Genomic DNA, 26,836 nt, shown 5'->3' with positions numbered 1-26,836 from the left:
CACTTCGCTGATTAAGAGTTTCTTCCGCATGTCAGATACAAAGTATATTTTGGCAAGTTCAAAAATAGACTGCCAATACTTTCGGAACGATTAATAGAATAAACTCGATTCTGATATTAAAACAAAGTTAAAAAACCAATTCCCAACTGAGGAGGAAAGTAATGAAAACAATCTACGGAATCATTGCACACACAGTATTTGCACTGACCCTGACGCTCTCTCAAACAGCAGCGGCTTCCGCTGATAACACCCAGGAAAACACTGGCATCCATGCAGCGATGAAGCTCTATTCCCAGGCGCTTCCTTTGGATATCGACTCCCCGAAGAGAGCAGAGCTACTGGATCAGTCCGCATCAATTCTGCAAAATGTCATCGAGAACAATCCAGAATCACTAGAGGCGCACCGTAAGCTGATGGGGGTCTATCTATTGAAACAGGATTACAGTAATGGAATCCGCACCATGCAGAGCGCAATCACCCTCTCCCCTGAAGATCCAAAACTGTTTATTACCCTGGCCTTCCTCTATGAGCATTCAGGCGCCTTCGAATACGCAAAAGCAATGCTGAACCAAGCATTGGCGCTAGATCCCAACCAGAAGATTGCTAAAGAATACAAAATCGTCATTCAACAAAAAATCGACGCCCTGAACATGGATCAGCTCCACAAGGGAAAGAAGCTGATGGGGGCAAATCACGGAAAACCAGCAGACACCACACATCCCCCCATTGATCCCAAGTGATAACGGACAGATCCAACACCTACGAGAACTGTTTCGTTCCCTCTGAACCCTGCCTGTAGCAAGGTTCCGTTGTTTGCTAGAGAAACTGCTATTATACCCACTCCGCGCCCCATAACCGATTGATTATAGGGCCTCATTCAGTGGGTTCCAAAGCTCCCTTCCCAATCTAACTGACTCTAAATTCCAAAGGTTGCCATGAAGAACTTTCGTAACTTCTCAAGAATCTCATGCAACGCATCTCTTCTTGACAAGGAGAGAGGTTGGCGCATGAAGTCATTGAGAATACTGCTTACACCACTGGTTGCCTCTATGTTGATCTGCAACTCCGCGCTTGCAGATGAGATGCGCCTGGGGCAGCGAATCACTGATCTGGAAAATCGGGTTACCGCACTTGAGCAATTATTGGAGGAGACAAACGCCAAAGATCGCTGGAAGGACCCTATTCTCTGGCGACGAATCAAGAGAGAGATGAGCAGCGACGATATCCAGAAACTGCTAGGCAAGCCGGCTCGAATTGAACAACAGATATTCACCAGCTGGTACTACCATCCAAGCTCCAAGTTACACAGCTATGTATGGTTTGATGAAGGCAAGGTTCTTGGGTGGGAGGTGCCGGACTGATTATCAGGCGTTGCGCATGACTTCATCACAATCACAACCCAGAAAAAACCCTCCGCCCCGCAAGGGGTGGAGGGTTTTCCGTCTAAAAAGACAGTCGTTTAAAAACGTTACTTAGTGCTCCTTGTAACGGTTTTTAAACTCTTCCTGACGTGCCTTACGAGCCTTGGCCTTGGCCGGATCCATCTTGCCAAGGAACCACTTGTGCTCTTCCATATTCAGCACCTCATCCAGAACCTTCGCCAGATTTTCTGCTGCCTTCTTGTCGGCTGCACTACCGTGCTTGCCATGCTCGATCAGCTCTTTCAGCTCAGGAACCAGCTCGGTGTAGAAATTCTTACCCAGATCATAAGTACCTTCCCAGTGAGTGATATCCGGACCCTGCATGGAAGCCGCCATACGTGCACGACGTCCCTCATGATGCCATAGCTCAAACCAGATAAAGTCGATCTTGTTCGAGAACTTGGGGCCTTTGATCAGCGGCTTGGCAGCCTTCATCAGCTTCAACCCAGGCTCGCCATACTTGCGGTTATAGAGATCGACCAGACCGTCATACTGGGTGTACCAGTTCTCTGTCCAACTCTCTTCATGGCAAGCGTTACAGACATCTTTCATCTTGTCGCGACGATCTTCCCATCCCACGGTGCCTTTAACCCAACCCTGCTTCTTGGAGACAGGAGGACGGTTGTTCCAGCTCAAACGATCGCCCACGTCATGGGTAATGCCCTGCTTTCTGGTTGCACTCATGTGGCAGGTAGCACAGGTCGGTGCTACGTAGTAGTCCTCACCCACGACCCACTTGGCGTTGTCCATGTTCATCTTCTCGCGGTCTGCGCGATAGGCGATACCGTGCTTGGACTCGTTGTAGATCTCGATCTGAGGATGATCTGGCCCCATGTGACACTTGCCGCAGTTCTCAGGCTGACGCGCCTGTGCTGCAGAAAACTGGTGGCGAGAGTGACAAGCTGCGCAGCTACCCTTGGAGCCATCCGGATTGATTCGACCAATACCAGTGTTCGGCCAAGTCGCTGGATCCAGTTGACCATCCTTCAGTACCTTCACCTGAGATCCGTGGCACTGCCAGCAACCATTAACTGCCGCTGCCGAGTTACCCTCAGGGAACCCTTCGGTAATGAAGCCGCTATCGCCTTCAATGACCTCTGCGAGCAGGTTATCCAGAGAACCCATAATCTTACCGGCATCCGCATGGTGAGATTTCTTCATCTCTGCCGCTTCAGCCTCATGACAGTTCGCACAGTCTTTAGGTGAAACGATAATCGAGATATGTTTCTTCACCTTCTTGTCGTCATGGATATAGGCATCCGGGTCTTTGGCATCCGCCGCATGACACTCGTAACAACCGACATTGGCACCATAGTGTTTGCTGGCACCCCATGCCTGAATCAGGCCAGGGTTATTCTTTTTATGGCACTTAACGCACGCCTTGGTTTCCGTAGACATCTCTTTCGGAGGGGCTTTGACCGACGCGACTGCAAACCCGTGGGTAAGCAGCAGTGCGGCACCAATCCCCAGTAGCCACCATTTTCTCATCGCTTTCATCTCCTCAGCAATGTTGAACGCCGGTAAGGGTACCGACAACCTGATCAGGGAAAACGAAAGCGTTGCAATCCAATCCGTGTTACCAACCAGAAGCAGAAAAATGATTGAACCTTCCAGTACCGACACACTTCTACAAGCGATAGTCGACTCGGAATACATCATTAACCCGGACAGGAAAGAGTGATAAAGGCTGGGAGTGTTCTCCCCCACCAACCCTACAGGTACAACTAGACAGGGACAGCATGGCTTCGCAAACTGCACGAATTTCCTTCTTATTCTTCAGCTTTCGCGAGGCGAATGCTCACATCCTGTTCGTGGAGTCACCTTGATCGTAATCAAGAATGCTTGTAGGGGTTTACCTTAATACGACCCCGAACCCTCCTAACCTTAAACGCCGCTTTATGCGACAATTCCGTCGCCTGTTTATCGCGCGGAATTCTGATGACCTCAGCACAGCTCAGACCTCACTCCCCCTTCCAGCCCCCATTTCCTGAAGGTGACACAGAACGTCTGCAGTGGGGCGGGTTGCGTGACAGCAGCATAGCGCTCGCAATCGCCCGCAGCGCAGAGGCCTTTGAGGGATTGACGCTGGTGGTCACCGATGAGGTCCAGAGCGCCAACCGGCTGGAAAGCGCGCTGGGGTTCTTCCTCGAAGAGCAGGGCCTGCCGGTGATCGCCCTACCCGACTGGGAGACCCTCCCCTACGACGTCTTCTCGCCGTTGCCGGAGTTGATCTCGCAACGTCTGCTGACGTTCTACCAACTGCCGCGCACCCAGCGGGCGATTCTGGTGCTGCCGGCCAGCACCCTGATGCAGCGTCTGCCACCGCCATCCTTCCTCGAACACCACGCCTTGATTGTCGACATCGGTCAGGAACTCAATCTGGACCAGACCCGCAGGCGTCTGGAGCGCAGTGGCTACCAGTGCGTCTCCCAAGTGCTGGGACATGGCGAGTTCGCGGTACGCGGCTCGCTGCTGGATGTGTTCCCGATGGGCAGTGAACAGCCCTTCCGCATCGACCTGTTCGATGACGAGGTAGAGACCATCCGCACCTTCGATCCGGAGAGCCAGCGCTCGCTGGAGAAGATCGACAAGATCCACATGCTGCCGGCCCGCGAGTTCCCCCTCGACGAGGCTGGCACCACCCTGTTCCGCCGCAACTACCGCAATCAGTTCGAGGGCGATCTGCAACGCAGCCTGATCTACCAGGAGGTCAGCGAAGGCCGGCTGCCCGGCGGGCTGGAGTACTACCTGCCGCTGTTTTTCGAACAGACCGCCACGCTCTTCGACTATCTGCCAGAAAAGCGCCTGCTAATGATCGATGCAGGGGTGCGGGAGCAGGCCGAGGCCTTTTTCCAACAGGTAGAGGAACGCTTCGAAGAGCACCGCCACGACATCGAGCGTCCTCTGCTACCACCCCAACAGCTCTACCTCAGCCCGGACGAACTCTCCACCGCACTCAAACAGGGTGCCTCTATCCGCTACCAGTCGAACGAGATCGCCCAGCGCAGCAAAGGCTATAGCGCGCCCATCAACTTCGACAGCCAACTGTTGCCGCCGCTGGCAATCCAGGCCCGGGCGCAGCGCCCCGCCGCAGCGCTGCAGGCGTTTCTCGCCGGCCACAGCCGCCGGGTGTTGTTTATCGCCGAGAGCGCCGGCCGCCGTGAGATCCTGCTGTCGACCCTGAAGGATTTTGGCATCAGCGCCCAGCTGGTCGAGAATTGGCATAGCTTCCTCGCCGGCGACATCCCGATCGGCCTCACCGTCGCGCCTCTCGAACAGGGGCTGCTGCTAGACGATATTGCCCTGATCACCGAGGCCCAGCTCTACGGCGAGCGAGTGCGTCAGGAGCGGCGGCGGCGCAAGGTCAGCCAAGACCCGGACCAGATCGTGCGCAACCTCACCGAGCTGCACGTCGGCGCGCCGGTGGTCCACGAAGAGCATGGCGTCGGCCGCTACCTCGGTCTGCAGACCCTGGAGGTCGGCGGCATGACCACCGAGTTTCTCACCCTGGAGTATGCCAAGGGGGACAAACTCTACGTGCCGGTCGCCTCACTGCACCTGATCAGTCGCTACGCCGGCGCCTCACCGGAGAACGCACCGCTGCACCGGCTCGGCAGCGACCAGTGGGAGAAGGTCAAGAAGCGCGCCGCCAAACAGGTGCGCGACGTGGCGGCGGAGCTGCTGGAGATCTACGCTCGCCGCGCCGCTCGTCAGGGTGTCGCCTTCCCCGAGCCCGATGCCGAGTATCAGGCCTTTGCTGCCTCCTTCGAGTTCGAAGAGACCCCGGACCAGCAGCAGACCATCGAATCGGTGCTGGCCGATATGGCATCACCTCAGCCGATGGACCGGGTGGTGTGCGGCGATGTCGGCTTCGGCAAGACCGAGGTGGCAATGCGCGCCACCTTCATGGCGACCCAAGGCAACAAGCAGGTCGCGGTACTGGTGCCCACTACCCTGCTCGCCCAGCAGCACTATCAGAACTTCGCCGACCGTTTCGCCGACTGGCCGGTGCGGGTCGAAAGCCTGTCGCGCTTCCGCACTGGCAAGCAGCAGCAGAAGGTGATCGACGGCCTGGCCGACGGCACCATCGACATCGTAATTGGCACCCACAAACTGCTCTCAGATAGCATCAGCTTCAAGGATCTGGGCTTGGTTATCATCGACGAGGAACACCGCTTCGGGGTACGCCACAAGGAGCGGTTCAAGGCGCTGCGCAGCGAGGTCGACCTACTCACCCTCACTGCCACCCCGATCCCACGCACTCTCAACATGGCGATGTCGGGGATGCGCGACCTATCTGTGATCGCCACCCCGCCGGCGCTGCGCCATCCGGTTAAGACCTTCATCAGCCAGTGGAACGACGCGCTGATCCAGGAAGCCTGTCAGCGTGAGCTGAAGCGCGGCGGGCAGATCTACTTTCTGCATAACGAGGTCAGCACCATCGAGAATATGGCGCAGCGTCTCGAAGAGCTGCTGCCCGGAGTGCGCCTGCAGGTGGCCCACGGCCAGATGCGCGAGCGCGAGCTGGAAGGCATCATGCGCGACTTCTACCATCAGCGCTTCAACCTGCTGGTCTGCACCACCATCGTCGAGAGTGGCATCGACGTGCCGACCGCCAACACCATGATCATCAACCGTGCCGACAAGCTGGGGCTGGCCCAACTGCACCAGATCCGCGGTCGGGTTGGGCGCTCCCACCACCGCGCCTACGCCTATCTGCTGACACCGCCACCCCGCACCCTCACCGCCGATGCCAGGAAGCGACTGGAGGCGATCGAGTCACTGGAGGATCTGGGAGCGGGTTTCACCCTTGCCACCCACGACCTGGAGATCCGCGGCGCCGGCGAGCTGTTGGGGGAGGGGCAGAGCGGACAGATCCAGGAGATCGGCTTCACCCTCTACACCGAGTTGCTGGAACGGGCGGTGCAGGCACTCAAGGCCGGCAGGCAACCGGAGCTTGACCGCCCCCTCGACCACGGCACCGAGATCGAGCTGCAGATCCCGGCGCTGCTGCCCGACGACTACCTGCCCGACGTGCACAGCCGTCTGGTGCTCTACAAACGCATCGCCAGCGCCACCAACCAGGATGAGCTGCGCGAGCTGCAGGTGGAGATGATCGACCGCTTCGGCCTGCTGCCGGAGGCGGCGAAGAACCTGTTCGAGATCACCGCCCTGAAGCTGCGCGTGCATACACTCGGCATCCGTAAGATCGAGGGCGGACCTCAGGGTGCCCGAATCCTGTTCGACAGCGAGCCGAAGATCGACCCTGCCCAGCTAATCCGCCTGATCCAGAGTCGACCCTCGATGTATAAACTGGATGGGGCGGACAAACTGCGCTTCTTCGATGACCTAAGCGACCCGGCCAGCCGGGTCGAGCGCATCGGACGGTTGATCGATACCCTGATGGGTTAGACAATGCCGGCAACCGCAGGAACGACGCTCGCCGCGCTCCTATCTACTAGAACAAAACCGATTCAGAGAGAGGCACTATCCAGCGTGAAGACCGCCCCATTTATTCGATCTCTGCTGGCGTGGCTCTGCCTCGCCACCAATCTAGCCTGGGCCGAAGAGCAGCCGCAAAGCGAAGCGCCGCCCTGGTACCAGTTTGAGATCATCATCTTCGAGCGCACCGCTGCAGGCGCAGGTTCAACAGAGTACTGGCCCAACGATGGCGAGCGACCATCCGTGCTGAACGCCCTGCCGATCGATCTTGGCCCCCAGCCTGAGCCGTCTGTGGAAGATGAAGCCAGCCCAAAGCAGGTCGAGCCGCCTGTCGCCTATCAGCCACTGCCTGCCAGTGAGCTGCAACTCTCTGCTGAGGTGGCACGGCTACAACGCTCCCGTAACTACCGGCCACTGCTGCATGGCGCCTGGCGCCAGCAGGTGGTCGAACCCGCTGAGGCACAGACTCTGCTTATCCACTTTGATAATAGAGATGGCAGCCTTCAGGAGGCACAGAACGCTGCGCCAACCTGGCTGGAGGGCACTCTCAGGGTGGGGGTCAAACGCTACCTCCATCTGGAGGCTGATCTGCTGCTACGCAAATGGCCTTTAAGTAAAGCCACCGACACTGCAGGCGGCGACTTTCGCAGCTACCGGATGCGGGCAAAACGCCGCATGCGCAGTGGCGAGCTGCACTATCTTGATCACCCGCTGCTCGGCATCCTGTTCACCGCCAGCCGCTATCAGCTACCAAAAGCTGAAGAGCCGGCAGAGGAGACGGCTGTTGAGGTTGCTGAGCCAACACCGCAAAGCGCTCCTGCCGAAGCGGCCCCGACTTCGCCAGCCACGTCACCGACAACCGAGTCTGGGCAGTAGGCGCCAACAGGCCCCGCAATTGTGGGGCCGGCTTCTCTCTGACTATGGCTTGAGATGGGGTGAAATCTGCTTGGCTAGACGATCTCCAAGACGCGCTACCACCACCGCAGTAGCCGCCACAATCGCCTCCGCATCTGCGCCTGCGATCGCCTCACGCAGGCTGATCCTGCCCAGCGCCACCAGCCGTCTCCCGGCCGGTGCATAGAGGGTCCAGCGCCCCCTCAATGTGAGATCGCCTGCCTGGGTGGCATCGAGCTGATCGATCTGCAACGACAGCTCATAGGCGGGGCGCAGTGCATCATGCCAGGGGGCGACTATCACCTGCTCTACACCGAAATGCTGTTCCAGTGAGCGACTCAATACGCTGCGCAGATTCTCCTGCAGCGGGCCTGCCCAGCGATCGAACTCATTCAGCTCCAGCCGATGCGGGCCGTTGCGAACCAGGATCTGGGGTCGGTCAAGATAGTCGGCCAGCCCTACGCTGCTGATCCCCAACAACGGCTGTGTGGTGATCATCCGACTCTGTTCCAGCGTCTCCTGCAGGGGAGACATCAGGTAGAAGCGGCTCGACTGGGATGTGGTGCTGCAGCCGGTCAACAGCGCCAATACAATCAGTGCTACTCCTGTCACCCTTCTCCTCTCTACTCTGTTCATTACTGCTTTCCTCTGATCAGCGCCTCCGGATGGCGCTCAAGGTAGTCGGCCCAGATGCTGATCGAATGGGCGGCAGCGGAGAGCTCCTGCAGCGCCCGCTTGATCTCGCCGTTCAATGGTTCCGCACTCTTCACCAACTTTTCCGCAGACTCAAAGCTGTCGCTGGCCTTGACGAATGCTGCATCTCCCGAGGCCATGGTCTTGTCCCAGCTCGCCAGCGCCCTCTGCAGGCTGCCATCGGCCTGGGCCACCAGTTGGCGTGAGTCCTGGGCCACCTGGGTCCACTCTTTCAGCAGCGGCCCCGTTTGTTGTCTCAGTTCGGCGACTGCCTGCCGGATCTCAACTGTCATCTGCAGACTGCTCTCCATCAGTTCAGGAGTCTGCTCCTCCAGTTGCTCACTGAGGCGTTCGAGCCGTCCGACCAACGCAGCCACTTGCTGTGCCATGGCCGGAAAATCGGCACCATTAACGATCTTTTCGATGCTGTTGAGGATGCTAATGGCGGTCTGCGTAATCTCCTCCAGGGGCAAGTCTTCCAGGGTTCTGGCGATCTTCTCCATCCCGGTGACGATGGTCGGCAGTTCACGGTAGTCACTCTGGCGATTCATCAATCGCACCCTGCTATCGGGATGAAACCCCAGCTCCACCTGCAATTGGCCGGTCACTAGGCTCTGCAGGGTAAGGCTGGCGCGCAATCCTTTTTTGATCAGCTCTTCTACCAGCTTGCCATCCTTTTCCGGCACTATCTTTCGGCTTATGCCGACCTTATTCATATCGACGCTGATCACAACCGGGATATCCACTCGCAGGCTCTGTTCATCAAACAGCACCGAGACACTCTCGACCTGACCAATATGCACGCCGCGGAAGGTCACCGGCGCTCCCACATTCAGCCCCTTCACATTACCTTCAAAATAGAGAATAAAACGTACACTCTGCTCGGAAAATCCACGGCCACCAACAAACATTATCGCGACGATGCCGAGTGCCAATGCGCTCAGAACAAACAGGCCGATCAGAGTCGGATTGGGCCGGTTCATCATGGTTTCTCGTTCCTTGTGCTTATCAAATCGGGTCAGCCCGCTTCACCGCGGGTCAGAAAACATTTCACCCGTGGGTCTTCTGTCTCCTGCAGCAGATACTTGGGGTGGCCCCAGGCGATCATGGTCTTGCTGTCGGGGTCGAGAAAGATGGAATTGTTGCCGATGGCGAAGATGCTCGCCAGTTCGTGGGTTACCACCACCACCGTCGCCCCCAGGCTCTCGCTCAGCTCCAGGATCAGGTCGTCGAGCATGCGTGCGCTGACCGGATCGAGGCCAGCGGAGGGTTCGTCAAAGTAGAGGATCTCCGGATCGAGCGCCATCGCCCGCGCCAGCCCTGCCCGCTTCTGCATGCCGCCACTGATCTCCGAGGGGTAGTACTCCTCAAACCCCTTCAACCCCACCAGCGCCAATTTGTAGGAGACCAGATCGCGGATCTCCGCCGCCGACAGCCGAGTGTACTCCTGCAGCGGCAGAGCGATGTTCTCCGCCAGGGTCATGGAGCTCCACAGGCCGCCGTTCTGGTAGAGCACTCCGGCGCTGCGCATCAGCTGGTCGCGCTCCTCCGGGTGCAGGGTCCAGAACGATTCACCGTTGATCAGAATCCGCCCGGCTGCCGGCTCTTTCAGGCCAATCAGGTGGCGCAGCAGGGTGCTCTTGCCACAACCACTTCCCCCCATGATGATGAAGATGTCACCGTGCCGAATGCGGAAATCGAGATCCCGCTGGATCACGAAATCCCCATAGGCCATGGTCAAACCCTCCACCACCAGGTGGGACTCGATCGATCCTCCGGCTGCCAGCCGATCCAGTCTATCCATCAGATCCCCAAGCGATTGTAAATGATGGTGGTGATGGCATCCCAGACTACGATCAGCAGGATCGCCGTAACCATCGCTGAGGTCGTAGCCTCACCCACCGCGGCTGAGTTGCGCTCACTCTGCAGCCCGCGTAAACAGCCGGAGAGCGCAATCACCACCGCGAAGATCAGGCCCTTGATCATCCCGGTCAGCACATCCATCAGATTAATCGCTTCCTGGGTCTGCTGCAGATAGTGCAGCAGACTGATATCGAGCAGTGCGGCGGCAACGATCAGGCCACCGACGATCCCCAGCACATCGGACCAGATGCAGAGCAGTGGCAGCATCAGAATCAACGACAGGCTGCGTGGCAGCACCAGATACTCCATCGGTGAGATGCCAAAGGTGCGCAGCGCATCCACCTCCTCGTTGACCTGCATCGAGCCGAGCTGGGCAGCATAGGCAGAGCCGGTGCGACCAGCCATGATGATGGCGGTCATCATCGCCCCCATCTCGCGCACCATACCCAAGCCAACCAGATTGGCGACATAGATCTGCGCACCAAACATCTGCAGCTGCACCGCACCAACAAACGCCAGCACCGTTCCCACCAGCAGACTGATCAGGCTAACGATGGGCAGCGCCTCAACCCCCGCCGATTGCAGAAAGTGGCCAAAATCAACCCAGCGGAAGCGGGCCCGGCCGGTAAAGAAACGCAGTAGCGCCAACAGCCACTCACCGATAAAGGTGACAAACGCCGCCAGGTCGGTGAAAAAGGCGATCGCCCATCCCCCCAACACAGAGAGCAGGGTTCGGCGTTTTGGCTCGCGGCGCGCACCCTCACGCTCTGGTACCGCTTGGGCAAGCCTCAGCAGACGCCTGGCGCCGCCCGGCACCCCCTCATCATCGAATGCGACTGATTCGGAGCCGGCCCACTCCGAGAGTCTCAGCAACAGGGTGACAAATCCGCTATCCCAGCCTGAGAGTGCACTTGAATCGAATTCAATCCGAGTCAGCGAGCTGCCGGCCGCCCTGATCTGCTCAATCAAGCCGTTACCATCCAGCGGACGCCCATCACCAAGCCAGGCGCCGACGAACGAGATCTTCAGCGTTGTCTCATCCGCAGGATCGATTCTCAACGATGCCGGCTCACGCGCCTCCACACTCCCCCCTGAAATGCTGTTCCACAACCGCCCCGATCATCAAACCCTGGAGCGCAGGCGTCAAGGATCAAGTTTCCTTGAGGATGGCCGCTAGCCTTTTGGGAATAAAAAAACAATCACTAAAACCAGCATCAAGCCGGCCCGACAGAGATGATAGAGACCGTGAAAGCAGACGCTCCCAATCTAAAACTCCGTGGCACCGCACTGGTCGCCGACGATGAACTCTCCAACCGGGTCATTCTGAATGCCCTGCTGAAAAAACTGGGCTACCAGGTCATCCAGGCGGTCGATGGTGCCGATGCCGTCGAGAAGTTCCGCCAACACAGCATCGATATCGTGTTGATGGATGTGATGATGCCGGTGATGGACGGCTATGCCGCTACCGAGATCATCAAATCGGAGACTGCCGACAAATTCATCCCGGTACTGTTCCTCACAGCGATGACCGACGACAAGGCGCTGGCCCGCTGTATCGAGGTTGGCGGTGACGACTTTCTCACCAAACCCTACAACCACACCGTGCTCTCCGCCAAGATCCAGTCGATGGAACGCATCCAGAACCTGCATCAGGATATCCGCATGCTCTACAACCGCATGCAGATGGACGAAGAGATTGCCGAGCAGGTCTTCAGCGGTGCAGTGTTGGCGGGCAATGTGGTACTCGATCAGATCTCGCATCTGCACAAGCCCGCCAGCATCTTCAGCGGTGACATCATGCTGACTGCCTATTCGCCCTCCCACGATCTGCATGTGCTGCTGGGGGATTTCACCGGTCACGGGCTGGCCGCCGCACTCGGCGCCCTACCGACCTCTGAGGTGTTCCGCTCGATGACCGCCAAGGGCTTCTCGCCGCCGCAGATCCTGCAGGGCATCAACAGCAAGCTCCACAAGATGCTGCCGACCGGCATGTTTCTGGCCGCACAGTTCGTCAAGATCAGCGCCTCGCTCGACTACATCACGGTCTTCAACTGCGGCATGCCTGATCTGTTCGTCATCGATGGCAATACGCGCCGTATCAAGAACCGCCTGGAATCCCGCAGTATGCCCCTCGGGATCATACCCGACTCCAATTTTCAGGAGGATGCCCAGCATATCCGGGTCGGGCTGAGCGACCGGGTGCTGCTCACCACCGATGGCGTCTCTGAGGCGCGCGATCCGACAGGTGAATACTTCGGCTCCGAGAGACTTATCACCGCCATCGAGCAGAGTGGCGAGCAGGCGTTTATTCTCGACAATGTCTCCTCGGCGCTCGACCGCTTCTGCAGCGATGCCCCGCAGGATGATGACATCACCATGGTGGAGCTGCCGCTGTTGCCCGAGCTGCTGCCCTCCTGGCGGGTCGATCAACTGCTCGCCGAGCAGACACATGTCGACCCCAACAGCCTGCTCGATCACGACTCCGATAGCGTCGAGTTCCATATCACCCTGCGCGGCATGCAACTGCGCAAGGCGGACCCGGTGCCGCTGCTGATCAACTATATCCAGGAGATGGTGGGGATCCGCACACACAATCAGGTGCTCTTCACCATCCTCACCGAGCTCTTCATCAACGCCCTGGACCACGGCGTACTCGGCCTCGATTCGAGCCTCAAAGAGGGGCCGGATGGCTTTACCCGCTACTTCGAGGAGCGCGATCGGATGCTCAGCCAACTCAACGAAGGCTCGGTACACATTGGACTGAGGATCCACCCCCAGGCTAACGGCGGATGGATCGTCATACAGATCGAAGACAGCGGCCCAGGCTTTGATTTTGCCAACGCAACCAGCGCACAAGGGGAGAAACCGTTGTTCAGCGGCCGGGGCATCCAGCTTCTCTCCAGCCTGTGTGAATCGTTCTCTTACCTAGAGCCAGGCAACAGAGCCGAAGCGATCTATGCCTGGACCAATGAATAAGCGGGCGTCTGCCAACCACCATGAGCGGTAGCCCTGAAGTATGAACTCACTTAAGACAGGCAGCAGCGACACTGACCGCCAGAACTACGCTGAACTCGCTCTCTCGATCCAGCAACAGACGAATGACCTGCTCTACACCAATCTGGCTTCCTCTCTGCTCAGCGCCCTGATTGCCAGCTTGTTGACCAGCTGGATCCTCTGGGCTCCGGAACACGCCACCCAATTGAGGATCTGGCTGTTGGTTCTGTTCGGCATCACAGGGATACGCTATCTGCTCAGAATGCACTATTTCCGGACCCGCCACTTGAGAGGCAAAGTCAAAGCAGGTCGAGCCAGTTTTATCGCCGCCAGTTGGGCTGCCGGCCTCGCTTGGGGCAGTCTAGTGATATTCATCGATCCAACTGACAATTTTTTCAGCCTGATGATCATCAGCTGCATCCTGATTGGTGTCTCAGCGGTCGCCATCTCCTCTCAGGCAGCATCCATGACAAGCTCCATCGGCTTTTTACTGCTGGCACTGCTGCCACTCCTTGTCTATTTCATGACCGAGCCATCCATGCCTGACACCGTCCCGGTTGTGCTGATCCTGCTGATGCTCGGCATCCTGTTGAAAGCCGCAAAACAGCAGAACCAGGTCATTCTCAACAATATCACCCTGGCCGCTGCCTCCAATTTCCGGGAGCAGGCGCTGCGCGAATCTGAAGAGCGACTCGAGAGCCATTTCAAACACACACCGCTGCCTGCCATCGAATGGTCGCTTGATGGCCGGGTGATCGCCTGGAATCCGAGTGCGGAGCGACTGAGCGGTTACAGTCGGGATCAGGCACTGCACAAACATATCTCCGAGCTGCTTGCCAAACCGCAGGATGAGAACCCCAACAAGCCCAAACTGTTTGACGAGGAGCCGAAAGAGACGGAGCCACCGCAGAGTTGGCGCTTATTGCTCGACCCTAACCATAGCGGTACGTTTCTCTTCGATATCACAGCGCGGGACGGCACCCGGCACAACTGTGAGTGGCACAACGCGCCGATCAAGCGTGCAGATGGCTCAGTCAGCGGGGTTTCGTCATTCCTGTTGGATCGAACTGAGGAAGTCACCGCCAGAGAGCGTCAACAACGGCTCATCGACATCATTCAGAATACCACCGACTTTGTTGCCATCTTCAATCTGGAGGGCGACATCCTATTCATGAACCGGGCCGGTCGGGAGATCATGGGGTACAGCCTGGACGACGATCTCGCCGACAAGAACCTTGCCGGGATCTTCCCCGCTTCGGAGATCGATCAGCTGCTCAACGAGGGTGTGCCTTCGGCCTACATGAACCGTACCTGGAGCGGCGAAACCCAGCTCATCTCCATCGATGGCAGGATGATGACAGTTGACCAACTAATCGTGCTGCATGAGGCCACCAAGAGTGGGCAACACTACTTCTCCATGGTGATGCGCGACATTAGCGATCGCAAACAGGTCGAGCGTGAACTGTTTGAGGCGAAGGAGAAGGCCGAGAGCGCCGCCAAGGCCAAGTCTGAGTTCCTGGCCATGATGAGCCATGAGATCAGAACCCCCATGAATGGCGTATTGGGCATGGCGGAGTTGCTCGCCGGCACCAAACTCGATGATGAGCAGCAAGAGTTTCTGGAGGTAATCACCCAATCTGGCAACTCGCTACTTGGGATCATCAACGACATCCTCGACTTCTCCAAGGCGGAGGCGGGCAAGATTGAACTGGAAGCAATCTCCTTCGACCTGGAGCGCACCATCTATGATGCAGTCAGGCTGCTCAGCGCCAACGCCTCCAGCAAAGGACTGGAGCTGATCATCAGCTACCCGCCAGAACTGCCACGGCAGGTGATGGGCGATGCCGGACGCATCCGCCAGATCATCACCAATCTGGCCGGCAATGCCATCAAATTCACCCAGCAGGGACACATCGCCATCAATGTCGAAACCACCAAGGCAACGGATGGCACATCCAGATTCCGCATCTCAGTAATCGACACCGGCATTGGCATCCCTGAAGCACAACAACAGCGGTTGTTCAAATCGTTTACCCAGGCCGACAGCTCTACCACACGAAAATATGGCGGCACCGGCCTAGGTCTGGCCATTAGCAAACAACTGGTGGAGTTGATGGGCGGATCCATCGGTGTCTCCAGCACACAGGGCGAAGGCTCCACCTTCTGGCTGGAGATACCGCTCGGATTGAGCCAACCCAGGGAGCCCCTCGGACACGCAGATCTCAGCCGGCTGAAGTGTCTGATCCTGGATGACAACCTGCTCAATCAGCGTATTTTCAGAGATCAGCTGCGCAGCTGCGGGATGCAGATCCATACTGTCACTAGCGGTGACGAAGCGCTCACCCTCGCAACAGAGATGGCGTCAGCGAACAAGCCTTTTGACATCTTCCTGCTCGATTTCAACCTACCTGGCATAAACGGCGAACAGATCGCTCTGAGACTCCGCCAGATGACGGCCTACAAAGAGACACCGATGATCCTGCTCACCTCCTCAGGCAACCGTGGCGATGCAAAACATTTTGAGGAGGTCGGCTTCGACGCCTATTTGATCAAACCTGTGCCCCATCAGATCCTGCATGAAGCAATCGAGGGTGTCGTCTCCAACACCCTGCAGCATAAAGAACAGGAGATCATCACCCAATACCATGTCATAGAGGGGCACACCCAACCTTCCAATCAAACAGAGCACATCGATGCAAAAATCCTTCTTGTCGAAGATCTGCTACCCAACCAAAAGGTGGCCAGCTCTGTGCTGTCAAAGATGGGATGCACGGTAGAGATTGCTGATAACGGCCGCATCGCCCTGGAGCGACTGGCGGAGGATTCATTCGATATCGTCCTGATGGACTGTCAGATGCCTGAGATGGATGGGCTTGAGACCACCCGGGCAATCCGCCAGAGAGAGAGAGATACCGGTACCCACACACCGATCATCGCCATGACCGCAAACAACATGGCATCAGACCGCAAGCACTGCCTGGAAGCAGGCATGGATGACTTCATCTCAAAACCCTTTGAACGAGAACAGTTGGCGAAACTGCTGGGTAAATGGCTCAACCCGGAAAGCCCCTCGGCAGCTGAAGCAGAGATGCACTACGAGGCACCAGAATTCGCGGTTCCGACGAGTATGCTCGAAAGCCTCGAAGTGATCGATCAAAACGGCCTGGAACAGATGCAACAGCTTTTAGGGGATGAATTCGGTGAACTGCTTGATGCTTTCTTCATCAGTCTGGATGAACTCATCAGCCTGCTGCCACAGGCCCTGGCAGATAGCGACCAGCAGGAGATAAGGAGGATCGCCCACAGCATCAAATCAGCGGGCAACAATGTCAGTGCACGACGGCTTGCCAAGCTAGGCAGCCTGATGGAGGCCTGCGCTCTAGAGAGCGCCTTCCAGCAATTTGAAGGGTATCAGGATCAGCTGCAACAGGAGATTCAGCTGGTAAGCGACGCCCTGGCGGAATATCGTTGATTTTCCCTCCCTTCAATCAAAGCCGCAAAGCCAGGAAGGAGCCTGGATTCAGAGGCACTTGCCTGCGATGAGGGTAAAGATCGGATCGACAAGATAAGTCAGTAGTCTCAGGCCATTCGAGCTCGTGACACTCGCTCCATGCTCTGCTTTTATTATGGATTGTTACCGCTCGCCAGCGAGGGATCACTGACTTCGGTGGCAACTCTGTTAACGCGTTCGCGCAACTCCTTGCCGGGTTTAAAATGGGGGACATATTTGCCAGACAGGGCGACGGTCATGCCCGTTTTTGGATTACGGCCCATCCTGGGTGGACGGTAGTGAAGAGAGAAACTACCAAACCCACGAATCTCTATCCGCTCCCCGGAGGAGAGAGCCTGACTCATCTGCTCGATCATGCACTTGATGGCAAGCTCGATATCACGATACGCCAAGTGACTCTGATCTTTGGCAATAATTTCGATCAACTCGGATTTAGTCATTATTTTCAGCTACCCGAAGTCAATAAGGGGCCGGTTACCCGGCCCCTATTATTCCCTGAAGAGGCAGAATTAATCGCCCTGATTTTCCATCTGCTCCTTCAGAAGGTCGCCCAGCGTCGGAACGGCGGTGGCCGCATCACGAGCATAACCCTTGATGGCTTCAGCCTCTTCGGCCGCATCCTTCGCCTTGATGGAGAGAGAGATAGTACGATTCTTGCGATCCACACCGATAAACTTGGCTTCGATCTCCTGGCCCTCTTTCAGCAGGGTACGGGCATCCTCCACCCGATCACGCGAAAGCTCAGAGGCGCGCAGATAACCCTCCACGCCGTCAGCCAGATCAATCACTGCACCCTTGGCATCAACCGCACCGACCACACCATGGACGATGCTACCCTTGCTGTTGGTAGCAACATAGGTGGAGAAGGGATCCTTCGCCAGCTGCTTGATGCCGAGGGAGATACGCTCACGCTCCGGATCGACAGAGAGGACAACCGTCTCAACCTCATCACCCTTCTTGAAGTTGCGGATCGCATCCTCGCCGGCATCATCCCAGGAGATGTCAGAGAGATGGACCAGGCCATCGATACCGCCATCCAGACCGATGAAGATACCGAAATCGGTAATCGACTTGATCTTGCCGGAGACGTGATCGTTCTTGTTGTGGGTAACGGCAAACTCATCCCAGGGATTCGATTTGCACTGTTTGATACCGAGAGAGACACGGCGGCGCTCCTCGTCAATATCCAGCACCATGACCTCCACCTCGTCACCCAAGGTGACCACTTTGGAAGGATGGATGTTCTTGTTGGTCCAGTCCATTTCGGAGACATGCACCAGACCCTCAACACCCTCTTCGATCTCCACGAAGCAGCCGTAGTCGGCGATGTTGGTGACCTTGCCAAACAGACGGGTGCTCTCAGGATAGCGACGCGCCAGTGCGACCCACGGATCATCACCCATCTGCTTCAGACCGAGGGAAACGCGATTGCGCTCGCGATCGAACTTCAACACCTTGACAGTAATCTCGTCACCGATCTGAACCACGTCGGAGGGGTGCTTAACCCGCTTCCAGGCCATGTCAGTGATGTGCAGCAGACCATCGATACCGCCCAGGTCGACGAAGGCACCGTAGTCGGTAAGGTTTTTGACCACACCTTTGAGCTCCTGGCCCTCCTGCAGGTTCTCCAGCAGCTTTTCACGCTCTGCGCTGTACTCCTGTTCAACCACAGCACGGCGCGAGACGACCACGTTGTTGCGACGGCGATCCAGCTTGATTACCTTGAACTCGAGATCCTTGCCTTCTAGATAGGCGGTATCACGAACCGGACGCACATCCACCAGCGAGCCCGGCAGGAACGCGCGGATATCGCCAAGCTCAACGGTGAAGCCACCCTTGACCTTGCCATTGATGCGGCCGTTGACAGTATCTTCTGCCTCGAACGCCTTCTCCAGAAACTTCCAGGCCTGGTCGCGCTTGGCTTTTTCACGGGAGAGACGAGTCGCTCCAAAGCCATCCTCTACGGCATCCAGCGCAACTTCCACCTGATCACCCACCTCAACCTCGATCTCGCCATTGGCGTTGAGGAATTGGACACGGGGGATGACACCTTCCGATTTGAGGCCAGCATTGACGATTACGGCTTCGGAGTTGATGTCCAGAACGGTGCCGATAATGATAGCGCCGGGACGGAGTTGGGTGTTGGAGAGACTCTCTTCAAACAGTTCTGCAAAACTTTCGGTCATGGGTTGGATTTCCTGCAACACGAGGGCTGCAACGGCGACCCTGTAAGAATCGCCAGGTTCAGAAGTTAAACACAAGCCGGCATCACCGGCATTTATCGAATTTAGCGGCAAATCACCGCCATTTCCCGACTCAGCCCACGCAATCAAAGGCCGGGTAAGCGACTCCTTACCCGCGCCATGACGCTCGCGTAGACTGCGTCGACATCCATCTCGGTGGAGTCCAACTCCAGCGCGTCAAACGCCGCCTTAAGCGGCGCAACGGCGCGGTTACAATCGCGCTCATCGCGCTCCCTGATCTCCACCGTGAGGCCGGCAAGATTAGCACTCAACCCCTTTTCTTTCAACTGTTTATAGCGCCTCAGAGCACGTTCCTCCGGGCTCGCTGTAAGAAAGATTTTCACCTCAGCATTGGGAAAAACCACCGTCCCCATGTCCCTCCCATCGGCCACCAGACCGGGGGCGCGGGCAAACTCACGCTGCCATTCCAGTAGCGCCTCGCGCACCTCGGGAATCGCAGCAACTTTCGAGGCAGCGTTGCCGACCGCCTCGGTACGAATCAGAGCGGAGATCTCTTTGCCATCGAGCAGCACCTCGTCCTGCCTGAAGTTGAGTGGCATCGTCCTAGCCAACGCAGCCAACGCATCGACCTCCTCCGATCCAACCCCCTGCTGCTCCGCGTAGAGGCCCAGCGCCCGGTAGATCGCGCCACTATCGAGAAAGTGCCAACCGAGACTCTGCGCCACCCGCTGTGCGATGGTTCCCTTGCCGGATCCGGAGGGGCCATCGACGGTGATAACCGGGATCATGCCGCCTCCTCACTGCGAATCGACAACCCCGCCCCGCTCACCAGTTCGACAAAACCTGGGAAGGAGGTGTTGACGTTGTCGCAGTCATCGATCTCGATCTCGCCCGAAGCGCGCAGGGCAGCCATCGCAAACGACATCGCGATGCGGTGATCGCCGTGGCTGTCGACCCGCCCCCCCCTAAGCGAGCCACCTTGAATGACAATCCCATCCGGGGTCGCTTGAGCATCGATCCCCAAAGTCACCAGGCCGTCGGCCATCACCTGGATGCGGTCGCTCTCCTTGACCCGCAACTCCTCGGCACCGGTCAGTACCGTCTCCCCCTCGGCACATGCGGCAGCGACAAACAGCGCCGGAAACTCATCGATCGCCAGCGGCACCTGCTCTTCTGGAATGTGAATCCCCTTCAAACGACTGGCGCGCACGCGGATATCGGCTACTGGCTCGCCGCCCACGGTACGTGGATTGAGCACCTCGATATCGGCCCCCATCAGCCGCAGGATGTTGATCACTCCATCGCGGGTGGGGTTGATGCCGACATGCTCCAGGGTCACATCTGAACCCTCGGCAATGCAGGCGCCGACCATGAAGAAGGTTGCTGAAGAGATATCCGCCGGCACATCGATGCTGCAGGCGCGTAGAGAACCGCCCCCCGAGAGGCATGTGCGCGGGCCATCACGGCGGATCGCATAGCCGAACCCCTCCAGCATGCGCTCGGTGTGATCCCGGGTCGGCGCAGGCTCAGTAGTGCAGGTCTCCCCTTGCGCATAGAGCCCGGCCAGCAGCACCGACGATTTTACCTGGGCGCTGGCCATCGGCAGCTTGTAGTCGATACCCGTTAACTGCCTGCCACCGTGAATACTCAGCGGTGCGGTGCCGCCCTCATCGGTATCGATCTGCGCCCCCATCTGCCCCAGCGGATCGGTGACCCGCTGCATCGGCCGACCCGACAGGGAGCTGTCGCCGACCAGAGTGACATCGAACCCCTGCCCTGCCATCAGCCCGGAGAGCAGCCGCATCGAGGTCCCCGAGTTGCCTAGATCGAGCGGTGCGCTCGGCGGCTTGAGGCCCTGCATGCCGACCCCGTGGATCACCACCCGCCCCGCCTCGGGGCCTTCGATCTCGACGCCCATGGCGCGGAAGGCATTGAGGGTAGCAAGGCTGTCCTCACCCTCGAGAAAGCCCGTCACCTCGGTCACGCCCTCGGCCAGGGAACCGAGCATGATCGAGCGATGGGAGATCGACTTGTCCCCCGGCACGCGCAGCCGGCCATTCAGCCTGCCGCCTGGACTGACCTTAAAGATGACATTAGATTGTTTACTCAACAGACTGATCTCACAGAAAATTCATATTCCACAGCCCAGCATTCAAACAGCCCCTTGTCGGTCCGTCTTTAGACGGACAGGTCGGGCTAAAGCCCGACCTACAGCAGGCCTATGTGCTGGCCAGTGCACTATGGTGGGGTTACATTACTCGGCCCGGTCGATATAGCGATCCCTGGCCGCTTTGGCCCGGGCGAAGATCTGCTCCAGCGTCTCGCTGTCCCCCGCCTCAAGCACCGCCGCCATCTCGTGCAACTCATCGGCAAAGCGTTTCAGCATCCCACCCAGGGCATCCTGATTGGCGATGCAGATGTCGCGCCACATCACCGGGTTGCTGGAGGCGATGCGAGTGAAGTCACGAAATCCCCCCGCCGCGTAGCGGAAGATCTCATCGTTCTCCTTCATCCGCGCCAGTGAGTCAACCAGGCTAAAGGCGAGCATATGGGGCAGATGACTGGTCGCGGCCAGCACCTCATCGTGGTGTTCCACCGCCATCTTTGTGACCACCGCGCCGCACTTTTGCCAGGCCCATTCGACCCGTTCCAGCGCACCTTGATCGGTGGTCTCCAAAGGGGTCAGGATCACCCGACGGTTGCGGTAGAGCTCCGCAAAAGAGGCCTCCACCCCGCTGCGCTCGGTGCCGGCAATCGGATGGCCCGGCACGAAGAACGGCGGCACCTCGCCGAACACCTCGACGGCATCCCGCACCACGCTGCCCTTAACGCTGCCCGCATCGGTGACCACTGCATCCTCTGCCAGATGGCCTTTCATCGCGCGCAATGTATCCGCCATCGCCCCCAGCGGCACGGCGAGCAAGACCAGATCGGCACCGCGCACCGCCACCGCCACATCGTGGCTGTAGTGGTCGATCACCCCCAGTTCGACGGCCTTCTCCAGATTCTCCCGGTTACGGCCACAGCCGACGATCTCCTGCACCACCCCTTCATCCCGCAGGGCGCGGGCCATGGAGCCGCCGATCAGACCAACGCCAATGATTGCCAGCTTGCGAATCACCGCTTCAGCACCTCTTTAAGAGCATCGAGAAAACGACTGTTTTCCTCTGCCAGTCCGACACTTACGCGCAGATGCTCAGGCAAACCATAGTTGGCGACTGGGCGGGTGATGCAGCCCTCGCGCAGCAGCGCCTGGTCGATTTCCGCTGCCGGCCGGTCGAGCCTGAGGGTGACAAAGTTACCTACCGAGGGGATATATTTCAGCCCCAGTCGCTGGAAACCTGCGGTCAGCTGCGCCATACCCTGCCGGTTGCTCTCCACCGAGCGCCGAATGAACGCCTGATCCCCCAAGGCCGCCAGCGCCCCGGCCTGGGCCATCGCATTCACATTGAACGGTTGGCGCACCCGATTGAGCAGACCGGCCAGATCCGGGTGAGAGAGCGCATAACCGACCCGCAGCGAAGCGAGTCCGTAGGCCTTGGAGAAGGTGCGGGTGACGATCAGGTTGGGAAACTCGTCGAGCCACAGGGAGGCATCGGGGTAGTCGGGCTGATCCACATACTCGATATAGGCCTCGTCCACCACCACAATCACCTGCTCTGGCAGATCGGCGATGAAAGACTTCAGCTCACCACGCTTCAGCCAGGTGCCGGTGGGATTGTTGGGATTGGCGATCCAAACCACCCGGGTCCGTTCGCTAAGCCGCTCGCGCATCGCCTGCAGATCGTGCCCGTAATCCTTCGCCGGAGCGATCACCAGTTCGGCCCCCACCGCCTGACTGCTGATCGGATAGACCGCAAAGGCGTATTGGGAGAAGAGCGACTCGCACCCAGGTCCAAGAAACACCCGCGCAATCATGTCGAGCACGTCATTGGAGCCGTTGCCCAGGGTGATGCAGTCGGGATCGCAATCGTGCTTCGCCACCAGCGCCTGACTCAGCTCGAAACCGCTGCCATCCGGGTAGCGGGCAATCTCGCTCATCAGCGCGCCGATTGCCTCGGCCACCCTGGGACTGGCACCGAGCGGATTTTCGTTGGAGGCGAGCTTGATCGAGCCGCTGATCCCCAGCTCCCGCTCCAGCTCCGAGATCGGCTTGCCCGGCAGGTAGGGCTTGAGCTGGGCAATGCCCGCACTGCACAGTTGAATAAAACGATTATCTGACATGGAAGCCTGGTTTCGCTACGGATGGTCCCGGATTAGGCGCAGAAAGCGCCTGGATCAAAGCACCGCCTTCGGGTAGGAGCCGAGCACACGAAACAGCGACGCCTGCTGCTCCAGTTGCCGCAGCGCCTCGGCCACTGCCGGATCACTGCGATGGCCGTTGATATCAACAAAGAAGACATAGTCCCAGATGCCGCGCCGGGAGGGACGCGACTCGATACGGGTCATGCTGATGCTGTGCTCGGCAAAGGGCGACAGCAACCCATGCAGCCCGCCAGCCCGGTTCTGGGTCGAGAGCAGCAGACTGGTCTTGTCGTCGCCGCTGGCGCCGGCATCTTTTTTACCAATCACCAGAAAACGGGTGGTATTGCCCGCTTCATCCTCAATGTTGCTCACCAGTTGCGGTAGTCCATAGATCTCCGCCGCGGTCTCACCGGCGATCGCAGCAACCCCCGCATGCTGGGAGGCCATGCGCGCCGCCTCTGCGTTGCTGCCCACCGCAACCCGCTCCGCCTGGGGCAGATGGCGATCGAGCCAGCCACGACACTGGGCCAGCGACTGCTGGTGGGAGTAGACAGTCCTGATCTGCTGTAGCCCAGACTCAGACGAGAGCAGGTGGTGGTTGATGCGCAGGGTTACTTCGCCACAGATCAAAAGCGGTGAGCTGACAAAGCTGTCGAGGGTGTGGCTGATCACGCCCTCGGTGGAGTTCTCCACCGGCACCACGCCATAGTGGCAGGCCCCGGACTCCACCTCGCTGAAGACATCGCCGATCGAGCCCATCGGCAGACACTGCACCGAGTGGCCAAAATGCTTCAGCGCCGCCGCCTGGGTAAAGGTGCCCTCAGGGCCGAGAAAGGCGACCTGAAGGGGCTGCTCCAGCGCCAGGCAGGCGGACATGATCTCACGAAACAGCCGCGCCACCTCCTCTGGGTCGAGCGGCCCGCTATTGCGTTCCTTGATCCGGCGCAACACTTGGGCCTCCCGCTCCGGACGGTAGAACTGTGCCTGGGGATCGGCCGCCAGCTTGATCCGGGCAACCTCCTGGGCCGCCTTTGCACGGGCATTAAACAGGCGCAGGATCTCCTCATCGATCGCATCGATGCGATCGCGGATCGCCGCCAGTTTCTGATCGTCACTCACTGCTTCATTCATTACCCAGCAGCGCCAGCTCAGTCTTTATCTGGGCAACCGAGACAACGCACCGACAACACGCCCTCGATGGCGGCCAGCTCATCGACCACGCTCTTTGGCGGCTCACGGTCGATATCCAGCAGGGTGACGGCGATATTATCGCGGGACTTGTTGAGCATATCGACGATGTTCAGACCGGCGTTACCCAGATCGGTAGAGATCTGCCCCACCATGTTCGGCACATTGCTGTTGACCACCACCAAGCGAAAACCACCGTTGCGTGGCAGGTTGATCTCGGGGAAGTTGACCGAGTTGGTGATGTTGCCGTCCTCGAGATACTCCCGCACCTGATCCGCCACCATGATCGCGCAGTTATCCTCCGCCTCTTTGGTGGAGGCGCCGAGATGCGGCAAGGTAATCACCCGCGGGTGATCCTTCAGCAGGTTGCTGGGGAAATCACAGATATAGGCGTAGAGCTGGCCTTCATCGAGGGCAGCCACCGCCGCCTCGTCATCGATGATGCCGTTGCGCGCAAAATTGAGCAGCACCGAGCCCTTTTTCATCAGCTTCAGGCGATCAGCGTTGATCATGTTGGCGGTGGCATCGTTAAGCGGCACATGGAAGGTGACAAAGTCCGCCTTGGATAGCAGATCGTCGACACTCAGCGCCTGCTCCACATCGGCCTCCAGCTTCCAGGCGCTCTGTACCGTGATAGTGGGATCGTAGCCGATAACATTCATGCCCAAGGCGCGGCAGACGTTGGCCACCTTGACGCCGATGGCGCCCAGGCCGATCACGCCCATGGTGCGCCCAGGCAGCTCGAATCCGACGAAGTTCTTCTTGCCCGACTCCACATTTTTGGAGATTACCGCGTCGTCCCCTTCGAGCCCGGTGGCGAACCTCCACGACTGGCTGATGTTGCGCGCCGCCAGCAGCATACCGGCGACCACCAGCTCTTTTACCGCGTTGGCGTTGGCGCCCGGGGCATTGAACACCGAGATGCCCTTGGCGGTCATCTTGTCGACCGGGATGTTGTTGACGCCGGCACCGGCGCGGCCGATCGCCTGCACCGTCTTCGGGATCTCCATATCGTGCATCTTGTAGGAGCGCAGCAGAATCGCATCGGGGTGCGCGACCTCTGAGGCCACTTCGTAATTGTCGCGCGGCAGGCGATCCAGGCCAGCCACCGAGATATTGTTCAGGGTCAGGATCTTGTACATTTTACTTCAACCTTGGTGCGATCAACGCGGAGGTCGCTGAGACACAGGGAACGCAAAGATCATTTATTTCAGAAAGTTAGAAATAAATATTAAATGTATCTCTGCGACCTTTGCGTCTCCGCGATCTCTGCATTTTTATCCGTTTACTCGTTCGAACTCAGCCATGTAGTCGATCAGGGCCTGCACGCCCTCTTCCGACATGGCATTGTAGATGCTGGCGCGCATACCACCCACCGAGCGGTGGCCCTTGAGGGTTTTGAGGCCCGCAGCGCTAGCACCCTCCAGGAACTTGGTGTCCAGTTCAGCGTCAGCCAGGGTGAAAGGCACATTCATCCAGGAGCGGCAGCTCGGATCCACCGGATTGGCGTAGAAGTCAGAACCGTCGATGGCAGCGTAGAGCGCCTGCGCCTTGCGCTGGTTGATCTCCGCCATGGCGCTCAGCCCGCCCTTCTCTTTAAGCCACTTAAACACCAAGCCTGCCAGATACCAGCTATAGGTGGGGGGGGTGTTATACATCGAGCCCGATTTGGCATGGGTGGCGTAATTGAACATGGTCGGCGTGCCATCGCTAGCGTTGCCGATCAGGTCATCGCGCACGATGACGATAGTCAGACCGGCAGGGCCGATATTCTTCTGCGCACCGGCGTAGATGATGCCGTACTTCGAGACGTCGATGGGGCGCGACAGGATGGTGGAAGAGAAGTCTGCCACCAGCGGCACATCTCCGGTCTCCAGCACATAGGGGAACTCGACACCATGGATGGTCTCGTTGGGAGTGTAGTGGACATAGGCGGCATCGCCACTGAGTTTCAGCTCGTCCTGCCCAGGCGCGATGGTGAACTTGCTGTCGCTGGTGTCCGCAGCGAGATTGACCTCAGCATAGCGTTTCGCCTCAGCCACTGCCTTCTTCGACCAGGAACCGGTGATCAGGTAATCAACCTTTTTGTTATCACGGGTCAGATTCATCGGCACCATGCCGAACTGGCTGGAGGCACCGCCCTGCAGGAACAACACCTTGTAGTTGTCAGGCACCGCCAGCAGCTCGCGCAGATCCGCCTCGGCCTGCGCCGCGATCGACATGAACTCCTTGCCGCGATGGCTCATCTCCATCACCGACATGCCCGCACCGTGCCAATCGAGCAGCTCTTCACCTGCCCGTTTTAGAACTGCCTCAGGCAGCGCCGCCGGACCGGCGCTAAAATTGAAGACTCGTGACATCTTTTCCTCTCAACATCTTGT

20 protein-coding genes are annotated in these 26,836 nt (G+C 58.4%); 6 read left to right on the top strand and 14 right to left on the bottom strand.

What is annotated here, in order from left to right; genetic code table 11:
* The first annotated feature begins 161 nt into the window (after positions 1 to 161).
* Together Ga0074115_RS12710 and Ga0074115_RS12705 are read left to right on the top strand one after the other, a co-directional pair.
* The gene (locus tag Ga0074115_RS12710; protein ID WP_057957313.1) at positions 162 to 740 is read left to right on the top strand and encodes a tetratricopeptide repeat protein; all 579 of its coding nucleotides are present in this window, start codon (positions 162 to 164) and stop codon (positions 738 to 740) included.
* A gap of 267 nt (positions 741 to 1,007) precedes the next feature.
* A complete protein-coding gene (locus Ga0074115_RS12705; protein WP_057957314.1) occupies positions 1,008 to 1,361 on the top strand; it encodes a hypothetical protein in 354 nt (117 codons plus the stop codon).
* A 111-nt stretch (positions 1,362 to 1,472) separates the two neighbouring features.
* Here Ga0074115_RS12705 and Ga0074115_RS12700 read toward each other — a convergent pair whose 3' ends face one another.
* A complete protein-coding gene (locus Ga0074115_RS12700) occupies positions 1,473 to 3,044 on the bottom strand; it encodes a multiheme c-type cytochrome (protein WP_232433092.1) in 1,572 nt (523 codons plus the stop codon).
* 315 nt (positions 3,045 to 3,359) lie between these two features.
* Between Ga0074115_RS12700 and mfd the strand changes: the two genes are divergently transcribed.
* On the top strand, positions 3,360 to 6,833 hold the full coding sequence (mfd, locus tag Ga0074115_RS12695; RefSeq protein ID WP_057957204.1) for a transcription-repair coupling factor: 3,474 nt from the start codon (positions 3,360 to 3,362) through the stop codon (positions 6,831 to 6,833).
* 84 nt (positions 6,834 to 6,917) lie between these two features.
* Positions 6,918 to 7,739 carry a CsiV family protein gene (locus Ga0074115_RS12690; RefSeq protein ID WP_057957205.1) on the top strand — a complete coding sequence of 274 codons (822 nt, stop codon included), beginning with the start codon at positions 6,918 to 6,920 and terminating at the stop codon, positions 7,737 to 7,739.
* A 42-nt stretch (positions 7,740 to 7,781) separates the two neighbouring features.
* On the opposite strand, the gene Ga0074115_RS12685 is transcribed toward Ga0074115_RS12690, so the two are convergent.
* The 4 genes from Ga0074115_RS12685 to Ga0074115_RS12670 are packed head-to-tail and all read right to left on the bottom strand — an operon-like array spanning position 7,782 to position 11,372.
* Entirely contained in the window at positions 7,782 to 8,369 is a 588-nt protein-coding gene (locus Ga0074115_RS12685; protein WP_157292776.1) for a PqiC family protein, read from the bottom strand.
* Between the two features lie 23 nt (positions 8,370 to 8,392).
* Positions 8,393 to 9,436 carry an MlaD family protein gene (locus Ga0074115_RS12680; RefSeq protein ID WP_060528585.1) on the bottom strand — a complete coding sequence of 348 codons (1,044 nt, stop codon included), beginning with the start codon at positions 9,434 to 9,436 and terminating at the stop codon, positions 8,393 to 8,395.
* 32 nt (positions 9,437 to 9,468) lie between these two features.
* A complete protein-coding gene (locus Ga0074115_RS12675) occupies positions 9,469 to 10,254 on the bottom strand; it encodes an ABC transporter ATP-binding protein (protein ID WP_057957346.1) in 786 nt (261 codons plus the stop codon).
* Positions 10,254 to 11,372, bottom strand: a complete 1,119-nt coding sequence (locus tag Ga0074115_RS12670) for an MlaE family ABC transporter permease (RefSeq protein WP_232433091.1) — start codon at positions 11,370 to 11,372, stop codon at positions 10,254 to 10,256. The genes Ga0074115_RS12675 and Ga0074115_RS12670 overlap by 1 nt, the downstream gene beginning before the upstream one ends.
* A 186-nt stretch (positions 11,373 to 11,558) precedes the next feature.
* On the opposite strand from Ga0074115_RS12670, the gene Ga0074115_RS12665 reads away from it, so the two are divergent.
* Entirely contained in the window at positions 11,559 to 13,289 is a 1,731-nt protein-coding gene (locus Ga0074115_RS12665) for an ATP-binding SpoIIE family protein phosphatase (RefSeq protein ID WP_232433090.1), read from the top strand.
* Between the two features lie 40 nt (positions 13,290 to 13,329).
* The gene (locus tag Ga0074115_RS12660) at positions 13,330 to 16,779 is read left to right on the top strand and encodes a hybrid sensor histidine kinase/response regulator (RefSeq protein ID WP_060528582.1); all 3,450 of its coding nucleotides are present in this window, start codon (positions 13,330 to 13,332) and stop codon (positions 16,777 to 16,779) included.
* 152 nt (positions 16,780 to 16,931) lie between these two features.
* On the opposite strand, the gene Ga0074115_RS12655 is transcribed toward Ga0074115_RS12660, so the two are convergent.
* The 9 genes from Ga0074115_RS12655 to serC all read right to left on the bottom strand — a co-directional run bounded on the left by Ga0074115_RS12655 (position 16,932) and on the right by serC (position 26,815).
* On the bottom strand, positions 16,932 to 17,258 hold the full coding sequence (locus tag Ga0074115_RS12655; RefSeq protein WP_005963820.1) for an integration host factor subunit beta: 327 nt from the start codon (positions 17,256 to 17,258) through the stop codon (positions 16,932 to 16,934).
* 69 nt (positions 17,259 to 17,327) lie between these two features.
* Entirely contained in the window at positions 17,328 to 19,004 is a 1,677-nt protein-coding gene (rpsA, locus tag Ga0074115_RS12650; RefSeq protein WP_006474112.1) for a 30S ribosomal protein S1, read from the bottom strand.
* A 143-nt stretch (positions 19,005 to 19,147) separates the two neighbouring features.
* Entirely contained in the window at positions 19,148 to 19,810 is a 663-nt protein-coding gene (gene cmk / locus Ga0074115_RS12645; RefSeq protein WP_057955911.1) for a (d)CMP kinase, read from the bottom strand.
* Positions 19,807 to 21,132 (bottom strand): 3-phosphoshikimate 1-carboxyvinyltransferase, encoded by a 1,326-nt coding sequence (gene aroA, locus Ga0074115_RS12640; RefSeq protein WP_057955912.1) that lies wholly within the window; start codon positions 21,130 to 21,132, stop codon positions 19,807 to 19,809. The genes cmk and aroA overlap by 4 nt, the downstream gene beginning before the upstream one ends.
* A 144-nt stretch (positions 21,133 to 21,276) precedes the next feature.
* Complete coding sequence (locus Ga0074115_RS12635; RefSeq protein WP_057955913.1) at positions 21,277 to 22,143, bottom strand: prephenate dehydrogenase; 867 nt, start codon at positions 22,141 to 22,143, stop codon at positions 21,277 to 21,279.
* Positions 22,140 to 23,246, bottom strand: coding sequence for a histidinol-phosphate transaminase (gene hisC / locus Ga0074115_RS12630; RefSeq protein ID WP_057955914.1), 1,107 nt, complete (start codon positions 23,244 to 23,246; stop codon positions 22,140 to 22,142). The genes Ga0074115_RS12635 and hisC overlap by 4 nt, the downstream gene beginning before the upstream one ends.
* Positions 23,247 to 23,300: 54 nt before the next feature.
* On the bottom strand, positions 23,301 to 24,398 hold the full coding sequence (gene pheA / locus Ga0074115_RS12625) for a prephenate dehydratase (RefSeq protein WP_057955915.1): 1,098 nt from the start codon (positions 24,396 to 24,398) through the stop codon (positions 23,301 to 23,303).
* A 17-nt stretch (positions 24,399 to 24,415) separates the two neighbouring features.
* The gene (locus Ga0074115_RS12620; RefSeq protein WP_057955916.1) at positions 24,416 to 25,597 is read right to left on the bottom strand and encodes a phosphoglycerate dehydrogenase; all 1,182 of its coding nucleotides are present in this window, start codon (positions 25,595 to 25,597) and stop codon (positions 24,416 to 24,418) included.
* 135 nt (positions 25,598 to 25,732) lie between these two features.
* Positions 25,733 to 26,815 carry a 3-phosphoserine/phosphohydroxythreonine transaminase gene (serC, locus tag Ga0074115_RS12615; protein WP_057955917.1) on the bottom strand — a complete coding sequence of 361 codons (1,083 nt, stop codon included), beginning with the start codon at positions 26,813 to 26,815 and terminating at the stop codon, positions 25,733 to 25,735.
* Positions 26,816 to 26,836: the final 21 nt, after the last annotated feature.

Source organism: endosymbiont of Ridgeia piscesae (assembly GCF_001443665.1).
Lineage (GTDB): Bacteria > Pseudomonadota > Gammaproteobacteria > Chromatiales > Chromatiaceae > Endoriftia > Endoriftia persephonae.
Note: the sequence above shows the minus strand (reverse complement) of the source record. Positions and strands in the feature narration are given on the sequence as shown.

Excerpts from the sequence above, each read along its gene's own strand:
- Ga0074115_RS12655 (WP_005963820.1), bottom strand. The coding sequence starts at position 17,258 with ATGACTAAATCCGAGTTGATCGAAATTATTGCCAAAGATCAGAGTCAC.
- Ga0074115_RS12705 (WP_057957314.1), top strand. The coding sequence starts at position 1,008 with ATGAAGTCATTGAGAATACTGCTTACACCACTGGTTGCCTCTATGTTG.
- Ga0074115_RS12675 (WP_057957346.1), bottom strand. The coding sequence starts at position 10,254 with ATGGATAGACTGGATCGGCTGGCAGCCGGAGGATCGATCGAGTCCCAC.
- Ga0074115_RS12680 (WP_060528585.1), bottom strand. The coding sequence starts at position 9,436 with ATGATGAACCGGCCCAATCCGACTCTGATCGGCCTGTTTGTTCTGAGC.
- Ga0074115_RS12710 (WP_057957313.1), top strand. The coding sequence starts at position 162 with ATGAAAACAATCTACGGAATCATTGCACACACAGTATTTGCACTGACC.
- rpsA (WP_006474112.1), bottom strand. The coding sequence starts at position 19,004 with ATGACCGAAAGTTTTGCAGAACTGTTTGAAGAGAGTCTCTCCAACACC.
- cmk (WP_057955911.1), bottom strand. The coding sequence starts at position 19,810 with ATGATCCCGGTTATCACCGTCGATGGCCCCTCCGGATCCGGCAAGGGA.
- hisC (WP_057955914.1), bottom strand. The coding sequence starts at position 23,246 with ATGTCAGATAATCGTTTTATTCAACTGTGCAGTGCGGGCATTGCCCAG.
- Ga0074115_RS12620 (WP_057955916.1), bottom strand. The coding sequence starts at position 25,597 with ATGTACAAGATCCTGACCCTGAACAATATCTCGGTGGCTGGCCTGGAT.
- mfd (WP_057957204.1), top strand. The coding sequence starts at position 3,360 with ATGACCTCAGCACAGCTCAGACCTCACTCCCCCTTCCAGCCCCCATTT.
- Ga0074115_RS12660 (WP_060528582.1), top strand. The coding sequence starts at position 13,330 with ATGAACTCACTTAAGACAGGCAGCAGCGACACTGACCGCCAGAACTAC.
- pheA (WP_057955915.1), bottom strand. The coding sequence starts at position 24,398 with ATGAATGAAGCAGTGAGTGACGATCAGAAACTGGCGGCGATCCGCGAT.
- serC (WP_057955917.1), bottom strand. The coding sequence starts at position 26,815 with ATGTCACGAGTCTTCAATTTTAGCGCCGGTCCGGCGGCGCTGCCTGAG.